Source organism: Lentzea flava (assembly GCF_014648475.1).
GTDB classification, from domain to species: Bacteria; Actinomycetota; Actinomycetes; order Mycobacteriales; family Pseudonocardiaceae; genus Lentzea; species Lentzea flava.
In genome coordinates, this window is the sequence record NZ_BMRE01000109.1 from 1 (window position 1) to 11,155 (window position 11,155).

The window sequence follows — 11,155 nt, forward strand, 5'->3', positions numbered from 1 at the left end:
GGGACCCACCCCACCAGCCCGGTATGCCAAGGACTGCTCGGCTGCGCCATCGCTTGGGCCTCGCCTACGGCTTCGGAACAGCTCGCCTGCGGCTTCGCATGCCTCGCTTCGGCCCCGCCTTCGCGAAAGGATCGGGGTGCGCTGGGGGGCGGTCAGGCCTTTTTCAGCGGGCGGGCGCCCAGTTCGTCGGCCAGGAGTTTGAGCATCACCGCTTCTGGGTCCTGTTCCTTGCTCACCGAGTCGGGGTCCACCGGGCGGGCCGCTTCGGCCAGCATTGCCTCTTCGTCGTCTGGTTCCGGCGGGAGGGGCTCGTCTGGCTCCGGGGGTTCCGGGGGCGGGGGGACGTCGTCCGCCGGCGGGCGTGGGGCCTGGCGCTGAGGCTCTGGCTGGCGGGTGGTGGGGGCTTGGGCCGCCTGGCTCGGGCGGGTGGGGGCCGGGCGGGCCGCCTTGGGTGGTTGGGTTGCTTGTGGGGTTGCGCTTGGGGTGCCGTGGACGCAGCGGACCTGCCAGGTGCCGCCCAGGACTGAGGACAGGGCGTTGGCGATGGCCTCGGTGTTGCGGGGTTCGGCCAGGCGGCGGGCCAACGGGGCCGAGGTGTGGGCGATGGTGACCACGTTGCCGTCGACCTCGCTGACCATGGCGTTGGTCAGCATTGCCTCGGTGCTACGGCTGGACGAGCGGACCGCGGCCAGCAGTTCGGACCAGACTCGGCGGACCGCCGTTGCGTCCAGGCCGCCCGAGGCGGCTGGGGTTTCGGCGGGCTCCGGTTCGGGTGCGGGTTCCGGGGCAGGCTGAGGTGCGGCGGCCACGGGCTGGGGTGCGGCCGCGGGCGGCTGCGCGACGACGGGCGCGGGCGCGGGGCGGGCCGGTGCGGGTGCCTGGCGGGGCGGTTCCGGTTGGCGGGGCACCTCGGCGGGTGCTGGTGCTGCTGGTGGTTGCTGGGACTTGCGGGTGAAGACCGGGGCGCCGGCCGGTGGGGGTGCTGGGGCGTCGCCGGAGGCCGCGATGGCGGCTGGGGGGCGGCGTTCCAGTTGTTCCAGGCGTTGGAGCAGGGCCGCTTCCGACTGGCTCACGGACGGGAGCAGCATGCGGGAGACCAGGAGTTCCAGCAGGAGGCGCGGGGCCGTGGCGCCGCGCATTTCGACCAGGCCCGTGTGGACGATTTCGGCGTAGCGGGTGAGGGTGGCTGGGCCGATGCGTTCTGCTTGGGCCGACATGGTGGCCAGTTCGTCTTCCGGGGCGCTGACCAGGTTGCGGTCGGCGGCGTCCGGGACTGCGCAGAGCAGGACCAGGTCGCGGAGGCGGTCCAGCAGGTCGGAGGCGAAGCGGCGGGGGTCGTGGCCCGCTTCCACGAGGCGGTCGATGGTGCCGAAGACCGCGGCGCCGTCGCCTGCTGCCAGGCCGTCCACCACGTCGTTGATCAGGGCCGAGTCGGTGACGCCCAGGAGGGTGATGGCGCGCTCGTACTTGACGCCGTCCGGGCCCGCGCCGGAGAGGAGCTGGTCCATGACCGACTGGGTGTCGCGGGCCGAGCCGCCGCCCGCGCGGATCACCAGCGGGAAGACGGCTGGGTCGACCTGCACGCCTTCCGCGGCGCAGTTGCGTTCCAGCAGGCCTCGCATGACGCCCGGCGGGATCAGGCGGAACGGGTAGTGGTGCGTGCGGGAGCGGATGGTCGGGAGGACCTTGTCCGGCTCGGTCGTGGCGAAGATGAAGATCAGGTGGTCCGGCGGCTCTTCGACGATCTTGAGCAGGGCGTTGAAGCCCTGCGTGGTGACCATGTGGGCCTCGTCGATGATGAAGACGCGGTAGCGGGACTCCGCCGGTGCGTAGAAGGCCTTGTCGCGGAGTTCGCGGGCGTCCTCCACGCCGCCGTGGGAGGCCGCGTCGAGCTCGACCACGTCGACGCTGCCCGAACCGTTGGGGGCCAGGCCGATGCACGAGTTGCACTCGCCGCACGGGTCGGGCGTCGGGCCCTGCACGCAGTTGAGCGAGCGGGCCAGGATGCGGGCCGACGAGGTCTTGCCGCAGCCTCGCGGGCCGCTGAAGAGGTACGCGTGGTTCACCCTGCCCGCCGCCAGCGCGGTGCGCAGGGGTTCTGTCACGTGCTCCTGGCCGACGACCTCGGAGAACGTGGCGGGACGGTACTTGCGATACAGAGCGAGCGCCACGCCGGAGACAGTACCGGTGACCCCTGACATAAGAAGGGGACCCCGTGCACCCACCAGAGCCCGCTTATCCTTGCTGCCTTCCGGCCCTGGGGAGGTTCGCGAGATGTGTGCCGCACGAGGTCCGCAGTCAGTGTAGCGAAGGGTCTAGATCGAACGTGTGTTCGAGTTGCCCACAGTGTTGTCCCCAGCTGTGGACAACTTCCGGTCTGTCGCCAGCATCAGCAGGTCAGGGACCGGGAGGTCGGGAATTCCGGTGACGCGGAAGCGCTTGCGAGCGCCGTAGAAGGGGCTCTTCATCACATGGTCGAGGGCGGCGCGAGCGGGTTCGAGCGGCATCTCGCGGACGCGGCCCAGCGGGCGGGCGATGTCCTGGCCGTGGACCAGGAAGTCGACCAGCGGATCGATCGGTGCGGCGCCGGGAGCACGCTTCGGTGACGCCGCCGTCTCGCGGATCTGCGCGATCAACTGGTCCAGCCCGCGCAAAGGGTCTCGCGCTGCCAGGCCTCCAGCCATTTCATGATCATGATTGCCCCTCGACGGCGGTGAGCCTGCGGCGCAGGAAGTCCTGTTCGGGTTCGGTGCCCGCGAGTGCGATGGCCTCGCGGTAGGCCTGGGCGGCCTCGGCGGAACGCCCCAGGCGGTGCAGCAGGTCGGCGCGCGCCGCCCGGTACGGGTGGTAGTCGCGGAGCTTGGGCTCGGCGGCCAGCTCGTCCAGCAGGGCGAGGCCGGCGGCCGCGCCGTCGCGCATGGCGATCGCGACGGCCCTGTTGAGCGCGATCACCGGTGACGGCGTGAGTGCGTTCAGCACGTCGTAGAGGGCGACGATCTGGGGCCAGTCGGTGCTCGCGAAGTCCGGGGCCTCGTCGTGCAGCGCGTTGATCGCCGCCTGCACCCCGTACGGGCCGTGGCCGCCGGTCAGCGCCGCCTCGGCCAGTGCGCTGCCCTCGGCGATCATGTCGGCGTCCCAGAGCGCCCGGTCCTGGTCCTCCAGCAGCTCGGCGCGGGCGTCGCGGCGGGCGTGGACCAGCAGCATCAACGCCAGCAGGCCCGTGACCTCGCGTTCTCCCGGCAGGAGGGCGCGCAGGATCCTGGCGAGCCTGATCGCCTCGCCGGCCAGGTCGGGCCGCTGGGCCGCGTAGCCCTCGGTGAAGATCGAGTAGACGGCCTGCAGCACGCCGGGCAGGCGTTCCGGGAGTTCGTCCTGGTCGGGGACGCGGAACGGGATGCGCGCTTCCCTGATCTTCTTCTTCGCGCGCACGATCCGTTGCTGCATCGTCGTGACCGGCACCAGGTACGCCCGCGCGACCTCCGGCGTGGTGAAGCCCGCCAGGCAGCGCAGGATCAGGGCGCCGCGGTCCTCCTCTGGCAACGCGGGGTGCGCGCACGTGAAGAACAGCTCCAGCCGCTCGTCCGGCAGCCCGCCGGCCACGGGCGCGTCGGCGCGCGAGACCTCCACCTGCAGCAACGCCAGCCGAGCCGCGTGGACCTGGTCGCGGCGCAGGCGGTCGACGGCCTTGCGGCGCGCGGTCGTGAGCAACCACGCGCCCGGCCGGTCCGGCACCCCGTCCACCGGCCAGTGCCGCAACGCCGCCTCGATCGCGTCGGAGGTGACCTCCTCGGCGAGGTCGAGGTCGCCGAGGCGCTTGACCAGCGTCGCGAGCAGCCTGCCGCGCTCCTCCCGGAACACCTGCTCGACGTTCATCAGAACTCGGCGATCGGCCTCACGACGACAGCACCGCCGTCGCGCGAACCGGGGCACTTGGCGGCCCACTCCAGCGCCGCGTCCAGGTCCGGCACGTCGATGATCTCGTAACCGCCCAGCACCTCACGGGTCTCGGCGAACGGGCCGTCGGTCACCGAGCGCCTGCCGTCGGGTCCGACCTGGACGGTGGTCGCCGTGACCAGGTCGGCGAGCGAGTGACCGGACACGAGCACGCCCGCGTCCTTCATCTCCTTCTCGTGGGCGATCCAGTCCTCGACGGTGCAGCTGTTCTGCTGGTCAGAAGCCGCGTAGATCAACAGCATGTACTTCACGTGTGCCCTCCTCGGTCGGTCCTACGGGATCACGACGAGCGGCTCACGGCCAGATCGACAGCGGTCTTCGAGATTTTTGCGTCAGCTCGACCAGATGGTGATCTCAGTGCCCCACAGCGGCGTGTCGAGCACATTCCCCGGCTGGACCAGTTCGGTGAATTTGATGTGCACGATCCGTCCGGAACGCGCCTTGTAGCAGAGCTGCTTGCCGATGTCTGCCTGGAACTTGGTCACCGAGTAACCGGCGATCCGGTCGATGCACTCCTGCTTCGTGGGCGGGTTGGGCGACTCCCAGATCGCACCATTCCCGCTGAGCCTGAAGGAGCCGTCGGTGGCCTGACTGAGCTGGCCACCCCCGTTCACCGGGGGCAGCACGTCGAAATTGACGTAGCTCTCGAGGTTCAGGTGGCCGGACCACAACGGCGCGGCCGCCGTGGAGGACGGCGGAGCAGCCGATCCGGACGTGACCGACGCGGGAGGCTCGGCGGAGGAGGACGTGCTCTGCGCGGAAGGCGTGCTGGGCTTGTTGATCAGTGCCACGACGATCGTGCCCGTCAGGGTGATCACCGCCGTCACGATCCCCAGCGCGCCCGCGGTCTTCCAGAACGTGCGCGGGTTCCCCTCGGCCATTAGCGCATTCTACGGATGTGGATCATGACTCCCGGACGCTTCGGCGAACGGACCCCCGGACGAGTGATGCACGTCACGACGGCAGCAGGCAGGCGCCTGGCCGTCCACCCCCGTTTTGGGTCGCGGAACACCCGTCCGGTAAGCTCCCCCACGGAGGATTCGCCTAGTGGCCTAGGGCGCACGATTGGAAATCGTGTTGGGTTAACACCCTCACGGGTTCAAATCCCGTATCCTCCGCGCACAGGCGGCGAGTGCTCGCAAAGAGCACTCGCCGCCTTTTTTGCGTATCTCGCGGGGACACCCCGCACCCCGGGCCACCAAGGGCGCCGACTTGCAACAGTCGGCGCCCTTGGTGCGTTATGGGGTCATGCTGCCCGAAGACCTGATGCTGCTCTTCATCGACGAAGAAGACGGCCGCGTGCTCATGGACACGACGTCGATCCACAACGCGCTGGCCGGCGCCGTCCTGCTGGAGCTCGTCAACGCCGGGCGGGTGGCGTTCGAGCCGGACGGCAAGAAGCTCGCGGTCGTGGACTCGACCCCGCTGGGCAACGAGTTCCTGCAGGAGTCGCTCAGCAGGCTCACCAAGCCGATGAAGCCGCAGCGAGCCGTGGAGAGGCTGCGGACCCACGTGCGGGACAACGTGATGGCCCAGCTCGAAGGCCGTGACGTGCTGTCGGTCGAGAAGACCAGGATGCTCGGGATCTTCCCCACGAAGAGCTACGTCATCCGCGACCACGAGGTGATGAGCGAGCTCCGGGACGCGGTCGGCAGCGTGGCGCTGGGGTATCGGGCGCCGGACGAACGCACCGGGGCGTTGATCTCGCTGCTCTACGCGGTGAAAGCGCTGCACAAGGTCTTCGACGGCGACAAGCGGGAGATGAACGCGCGGGCCAAGCAGATCGCCGCCGGCAACTGGGCGGGCGACGCGGTCAGGAAGGCGATGGAGGCGGTGAACGCCGCAGTCATGGCAGCCATGACGGCGGCGACGGTGGCGGCGACGACCAGCGCCGGATCCAGCTGACGTGCTGCCAGAGGACCTGTTGCTGTTGTTCGTCGACGAGCGGACCGGTCACGCACTGGCCGGCGCCGAGGCGGTCGGGAACGCGCTCGGCGGCGCGATGGTGATCGAGTTGGTGCACTCGGGGCGACTCGCGTACGACCCGAACGGCAAGCAGCTCCTCACTTCGGGCGGGAGACCATCGCCGAATCCGTTCCTCGAGGAGTCGCTGAACCGGCTCGGGGCACCGCTGACCCCCAGGCGAGCGGTGCAGAGGATCCGGAATCACGTGCGCGACAACGTGATGACCGGATTGCAGGCACGCGGCATTCTGGCGTTGCGGCAGCAGGTGTTCGGCGGCTTCATGATCCTCGACCCGGCAGCGGTGAGTGAGGTGCGCACGGCCGTGGGCAGCGTGCTGTTCGGTCATCGAGCACCGGACGCGCGCAGCGGTGCGTTGATCTCGCTGCTGCACGCGGTCAAGGCGGTGCACAAGGTGTTCGAGGGCGACAAGCACGAGCTGGCCGCCCGCGCGAAGCAGATCTCCGATGGACACTCCCCCGCGGTGGTGGCGATTCACGCCGCCGTGGCCGCGGAGATGGTGGTTGCGACAGTGGCCGCCACCTCGGAAGGCAAGTTCCTGAGGTAGCGGCCACCGTCGAGGGTTACTTCTTCAGGCAGTCGAGGATGTCCTCGAGCGCGAACACGATCTTGTCGACGTTCGCGTCACCCGTGGACGGGCGGGCGCGGACGATCTGCGGGTCGTGGTCGCTCGCCTGGTCGGCGAACTCCGCGTTGATGTGCACCACGTCGTAGCCGAAGCGGGTGATGTTCTTGCTCACCACGAGGTGGTCGAGCGTCTGCGAGTTGCCCTCGAAGACGTAGCTGTACCGCTCGTTCACCGGCAGCGTCTCGATGAGCGCCTTGAGGTTGCCGTCGCCGGTCAACGTCTTCAGCGCGGGCGAGAACTGGTAGTCGTTCAGGTCGCCGGCGAGGATGACGTTGGCGCCCTTGTCGATCGCGCGGATCTGCTCGGTGAACGCCTTCAGCGCCGCGGCCTGCTTGGCGCGCTGCACCTCGGAGGAGCGGGTCGGCGGCTGGTTGCGGCCGTGCATCGCCTCGTCGCCACCCTTGGAGTTGAAGTGGTTCGCGACCACGAAGACCGTGCGGCCGCGGAACTTGAACTCACCGGCGAGCGGCTTGCGGCTGTTCGCCCACGCGTCGTTCAGCGGGTCGATCCGGCCCGGTGACACGGACAGCGCCGCGCGGCCGTTCTTCTTCACGACCTCGACCGGGGTTTTGAAGTCGCCGCCAGGACGGTCCACGAAGGACACCCGCTGCGGGTTGAAGAGGAAGCCGACGCGGATGTTGCCGCCGGGCTCGCCGCCGTCCTTCAGGTTCTCCGGGTCGATCTGCCGCCACTGGTAGCGCGGGCCGCCCTTGGCGACGATCGCGTCGGAGAACTTCTGCAGCGTCTGGTCGGCCGCGACGGTGCCGTCGTTGACCGCGCCGTTGTTGTCCTGGATCTCTTCCAGCACAACGACATCCGGGCTGCGCAGGTTCGTCGTCACGCCGTCGGCGAGCCGGTCGAACTTCTCCTGCGGGTCGGACGGGTCGAGGTTCTCGACGTTGTAGGTCGCGACCGACAGCTCGCTCTCCTTCTGCTGCGCGGTGATCTCGCGCTGCAGGTTGGCGGACGTGTGGGTGCCGAGCTTCAGCGCGGCCAGGGTGTAGCCGCCGAAGTTCGTGTACTCGATGGCACCGACGGTCGCGCCGGCGAACACGTCACCGACGTTCGAGGCCGGCAGCGGCGTGGCCTTGATCTTCAACCGGCCGCTGTTGGGCTGGTCGTAGCCGGTGTAGGTGGTGCCGCCGCGCTCGTTGCGGTTCTGGTCGGGGTTGACCGTCACCCAGACCTCACCGAACGCGTTGCTCGGGCCGACGACACGGGCGTCGTCGACCTGGACCAGCGTGCCCTCGAGCGACTCGAGGTAGTCGAGGCCGTACTTCTCCGGCTCGAGCGGGAGCTGCTCGATGCTGCCGCCGGGAGCGGGCAGGTAGCCGGTCGGGATGTTCTTCACGACGACCGGCGCCGGGACGGGGTTGCCCTTCGACACCGTGATCACGGTGGCCTGGGCGATCTCGGTGAGGGTCTGGTTGGAGCCCGTCTCGCCGCCCGGCCTGTACTCGGCGACGGTGCCGCTGACCAGCACGTTGTCGCCGACGGCGACGGTCGGCGCGGTGCCGGCCGTGTAGACGAAGATGCCCTCGCTGGTGCGCGGGTCGCTGTCCGGGCTGACCGTGTCCTGGATCCAGAAGCCGCGGTCACCCGTGGCGCGCGTGCCGGTGACGACGCCGGGGACGTTGCTGACCTTCTGGCCGAACAACGGCGAGTAGCGCGTGACGCCCTGGATGTCGTGGATGCGCTTGTCGCCGGGCACCGGGTCCGGGTCGGGGTCCGGGTTGCCGCCGCCCGGAGTCTCGCCCTTGGAGTTGGTCGGGTTCGGGTCGCCGACCTTGAAGTCGGCGGAGTTGTCGTCGGTGTCGCCGAGCTCGATGTTGCGGAACGCCGAGGTGGTGTTGCTCAGGGCGTTCGCCGCGGTGCCTTCGCGCACGACCGCGGTGCCGTAGCCGACGAGGTCCTTGATCCGGCTGTCGGCGGCGCACTCGGCGGCGGTCTTGCACGTCAGCGGCGTGGTGCCGTTGACCAGCGCGATGGTGCCGTTGGTGCCGCTCATGGCGATCGTGCCGGTGGCGTCCGGGGTCGGCAGCTCGACGGTGCCGCCGGTGCCCTTGGCCTCGGCGACGAGGAACGTCTTGCCGGGCGCGATCGAGCCGGTCAGCGGGGTCACGGCCCACTGCGTGGTCGCGCCGGGGGTGGCCGAGATGTACTGGACGCTGTAGCCGTCCAGGCTGATCGCGCCCGCGCTCTTGTTGGCGAGCTCGACGAAGTCCTGCTTCAGCGTGGCGCCGGAGTTGCCGCCGCCTCCGTAGACCTCGGAGATCAGGGCGTCGGTGCTGGGTGCGGCAACAGCGGGTGCGGCGGCGAACACGAGCGCCGCCACCACTGTCCCGACGCCGGGCAGGGTGGCTCTCAAAACTTCCTCCAGGGGATGCGGCGGACCGACGCATCTTTCCTCGATCGAGTGACGTTTGGAAGCGGTTGTTACTAACGGTTAACCGGTTGGCCCATCAATGATCACTCGAACAAGTGTTCGATCATGGTGTATGCTCGAAATCGGAACGCTGACCGGTGGGCCCCTCCCAGGCGCCGGTCAGCGTCCCTACTTTGAGGGCATGGGGAAGCTGAGCTACGAGCGCCACTGCGCCGAGATCATCAACCAGACCGACCTGCTGGTTTCCGCACTGGACGGCGCTGACCTGGGCGTTCAGGTGCCCTCGTGCCCGGACTGGACCGTGAACCAGCTGCTGCGCCACGTCGGCCACGCGCACCGGTGGACCGACGAGATGATCCGCGAGAAGCTGCCGGAGGTCGACTTCAGCCGCAGCATGTCGCTCGACGTCACGGCCTACGCGGGTGAGACGGCCGCCGAGCTCGGTCCCTGGCTCTCTGAGGGCGCTGCGTCGCTCGCGTCCGCGCTCCAGGCCGTCGAACCGGACGAGATGATCGCCACGCTCGGCGGTCACCCCGGCCCGCGCCTGTGGTCGCGCCGGATGATGCAGGAGACCGTCATCCACCGCTGGGACGCCGTGAACGCGCTGGGTGTGCCGTTCGAGCTCGACCCCGCCGTCGCCGCCGACAACGTGGCGGAGTGGACACGGTTCGCACTGCCGTTCGCGTTCCTTCGGCGGCCGGCCGAGACCGCGGCGCTGGTGGGCCCTGGCAACACCGTCCACCTGCACGCGACCGACTTCGACTGCGAGCTCGTGATCGACCTGACCGGGCCGATGCCGGCCGTCCGGGAGGGGCACGAGAAGGCGGCGGTGGCTGTCCGCGGGCCGGTGGTCGAACTGGTGCTCACCGTCTACCGGCGGCGGCCGGTGGAGGGTCTCGAGGTGTTCGGTGATCACGACCGGCTCGACCGGCTCCTCGCGAGCGTACGTTTTTGACCATGGGGATGCTGACTTACGCGCAACGGCTCGACACGGGCGTCGCACAGACCTCGCTGCTGGTTTCCGGTCTGGCCGACGCGGATCTCTCGATCCGGGTGCCCGCCACGCCGGACTGGACGTTGAACCAGCTGCTGCGCCACCTCGGGTACGCGCACCGGTGGATCGAGCAGCTGGTCCGGGAACGGATTCCGGACGCCGACCGATCGCTGAGCAAGGCGCACTCGGTCGACGAGTACGCCGGCGAAACGGCCGCCGAGCTGGGCCCTTGGCTGACGGAAGGCGCGGAACTGCTGGCCGCGGCAATGCGCGAGGTGTCGCCCGACGACCCGATCGCGACGCTGTTCCCCGACGAGCCGGGACCGCGGTTCTGGGCGCGGCGGATGGCGCACGAGACGTGGGTGCACCGCCACGACGCCTTCGAGGCGCTGGGACTGCCGTTCGAGGTCGATCCGGTGGTGGCCGCGGACGGGTTGTACGAGTGGATGACCGTGGGGCTGCGGATCGTGCACCTGCGCCGGCCGGAGTTCGCCGCGCTGCTCGGGGCGGGCACGCTGGCGTTCGAGGCGACCGACGTTGACGCGAGCTGGCTGGTCGATCTGACCGGGGCCGCGCCGGTTGCCCGTCAGGACGAGGGCACGGCCGCGGTGACCGCGCGGGGACCGGCAGCGGAACTGGTGCTGGCGCTCTACCGGCGCCGGGGCGCGGACGGGCTGGACGTGTCCGGCGACGCGACGCTGCTGAAGGAGTTCCTGTCCCGCGCACGGTTCTGACCACACGGTTCTGACCGCACGGGCCCGACCGTGGGGCCCAACCGTGGGGGTCTGGGGCCTCACCCCCTGGGTAGGGCGTGGGGATCTGAGGGCCTTGACCCTCTGTAGGCCGCGGAAATCTGAGGGTCTTGACCCCTGGAGTAGGCCGTGGGCACCTGCGGGCCTTGCCCCTGGGATAGGCCGCGGGGGTCTGGGGGCTTTGGCCACTGGGGTAGGCCGCGGGCATCTGCGGGCCTTGTCCCCTGGGATAGGCCGTGGGGGTCTGGGGGCTTGCCCCCAGGGTGGGGCGTGGGGGCTCCGCCCCCACAAAACACCCGCCAAACGCAAATGGGCGAGTGCTCTCCACGAGCACTCGCCCATCAGCGTTTGGCGGTGGCGGTGGGATTTGAACCCACGGAGGCTTGCACCTCACACGCTTTCGAGGTCTGCGAGCGTCTGTTCAGCCAGACTCGCTCTCATGCATCCACGCAGGTCAA

10 protein-coding genes, 1 tRNA gene and 1 other RNA gene are annotated in these 11,155 nt (G+C 69.7%); 5 read left to right on the top strand and 7 right to left on the bottom strand.

The window, feature by feature from the left end; genetic code table 11:
* Nucleotides 1-152 precede the first annotated feature (152 nt).
* The 6 genes from IEZ09_RS45155 to IEZ09_RS45180 all read right to left on the bottom strand — a co-directional run bounded on the left by IEZ09_RS45155 (nucleotide 153) and on the right by IEZ09_RS45180 (nucleotide 4,835).
* Nucleotides 153-2,171 (bottom strand): DNA polymerase III subunit gamma and tau, encoded by a 2,019-nt coding sequence (locus IEZ09_RS45155; RefSeq protein ID WP_189260018.1) that lies wholly within the window; start codon nucleotides 2,169-2,171, stop codon nucleotides 153-155.
* 31 nt (nucleotides 2,172-2,202) lie between these two features.
* Nucleotides 2,203-2,297, bottom strand: an RNA gene (gene ffs / locus IEZ09_RS45160) — signal recognition particle sRNA small type.
* Between the two features lie 18 nt (nucleotides 2,298-2,315).
* Nucleotides 2,316-2,684, bottom strand: a complete 369-nt coding sequence (locus tag IEZ09_RS45165) for a maleylpyruvate isomerase mycothiol-dependent enzyme family protein (protein WP_189260019.1) — start codon at nucleotides 2,682-2,684, stop codon at nucleotides 2,316-2,318.
* Between the two features lie 7 nt (nucleotides 2,685-2,691).
* Nucleotides 2,692-3,873 (bottom strand): RNA polymerase sigma factor, encoded by a 1,182-nt coding sequence (locus IEZ09_RS45170; protein ID WP_189260020.1) that lies wholly within the window; start codon nucleotides 3,871-3,873, stop codon nucleotides 2,692-2,694.
* Nucleotides 3,873-4,205, bottom strand: coding sequence for a YciI family protein (locus tag IEZ09_RS45175; protein ID WP_189260021.1), 333 nt, complete (start codon nucleotides 4,203-4,205; stop codon nucleotides 3,873-3,875). The genes IEZ09_RS45170 and IEZ09_RS45175 overlap by 1 nt, the downstream gene beginning before the upstream one ends.
* Before the next feature lie 81 nt (nucleotides 4,206-4,286).
* Nucleotides 4,287-4,835, bottom strand: coding sequence for a hypothetical protein (locus tag IEZ09_RS45180; RefSeq protein WP_189260022.1), 549 nt, complete (start codon nucleotides 4,833-4,835; stop codon nucleotides 4,287-4,289).
* 152 nt (nucleotides 4,836-4,987) lie between these two features.
* Between IEZ09_RS45180 and IEZ09_RS45185 the strand changes: the two genes are divergently transcribed.
* The 3 genes from IEZ09_RS45185 to IEZ09_RS45195 all read left to right on the top strand — a co-directional run bounded on the left by IEZ09_RS45185 (nucleotide 4,988) and on the right by IEZ09_RS45195 (nucleotide 6,484).
* Nucleotides 4,988-5,072 (top strand) — tRNA-Ser (locus IEZ09_RS45185).
* 130 nt (nucleotides 5,073-5,202) lie between these two features.
* Nucleotides 5,203-5,859 carry a GOLPH3/VPS74 family protein gene (locus IEZ09_RS45190; protein ID WP_189260023.1) on the top strand — a complete coding sequence of 219 codons (657 nt, stop codon included), beginning with the start codon at nucleotides 5,203-5,205 and terminating at the stop codon, nucleotides 5,857-5,859.
* A 1-nt stretch (nucleotide 5,860) separates the two neighbouring features.
* A complete protein-coding gene (locus IEZ09_RS45195; RefSeq protein ID WP_189260024.1) occupies nucleotides 5,861-6,484 on the top strand; it encodes a GOLPH3/VPS74 family protein in 624 nt (207 codons plus the stop codon).
* Nucleotides 6,485-6,500: 16 nt separating this feature from the next.
* Here the strand turns inward: IEZ09_RS45195 and IEZ09_RS45200 are convergent, their stop codons facing one another.
* Complete coding sequence (locus IEZ09_RS45200; RefSeq protein WP_301324790.1) at nucleotides 6,501-8,933, bottom strand: DUF8508 domain-containing protein; 2,433 nt, start codon at nucleotides 8,931-8,933, stop codon at nucleotides 6,501-6,503.
* A 199-nt stretch (nucleotides 8,934-9,132) separates the two neighbouring features.
* Here IEZ09_RS45200 and IEZ09_RS45205 point away from each other — a divergent pair, with 199 nt between their 5' ends.
* Entirely contained in the window at nucleotides 9,133-9,906 is a 774-nt protein-coding gene (locus IEZ09_RS45205; RefSeq protein WP_189260025.1) for a maleylpyruvate isomerase family mycothiol-dependent enzyme, read from the top strand.
* 2 nt (nucleotides 9,907-9,908) lie between these two features.
* Nucleotides 9,909-10,679, top strand: a complete 771-nt coding sequence (locus IEZ09_RS45210) for a maleylpyruvate isomerase family mycothiol-dependent enzyme (protein ID WP_189260026.1) — start codon at nucleotides 9,909-9,911, stop codon at nucleotides 10,677-10,679.
* Nucleotides 10,680-11,155 lie beyond the last annotated feature (476 nt).

Coding starts and splice junctions, on each gene's coding strand:
- IEZ09_RS45165 (WP_189260019.1), bottom strand. CDS start 2,684: ATGGCTGGAGGCCTGGCAGCGCGAGACCCTTTGCGCGGGCTGGACCAG.
- IEZ09_RS45210 (WP_189260026.1), top strand. CDS start 9,909: ATGGGGATGCTGACTTACGCGCAACGGCTCGACACGGGCGTCGCACAG.
- IEZ09_RS45170 (WP_189260020.1), bottom strand. CDS start 3,873: ATGAACGTCGAGCAGGTGTTCCGGGAGGAGCGCGGCAGGCTGCTCGCG.
- IEZ09_RS45190 (WP_189260023.1), top strand. CDS start 5,203: ATGCTGCCCGAAGACCTGATGCTGCTCTTCATCGACGAAGAAGACGGC.
- IEZ09_RS45180 (WP_189260022.1), bottom strand. CDS start 4,835: ATGGCCGAGGGGAACCCGCGCACGTTCTGGAAGACCGCGGGCGCGCTG.
- IEZ09_RS45205 (WP_189260025.1), top strand. CDS start 9,133: ATGGGGAAGCTGAGCTACGAGCGCCACTGCGCCGAGATCATCAACCAG.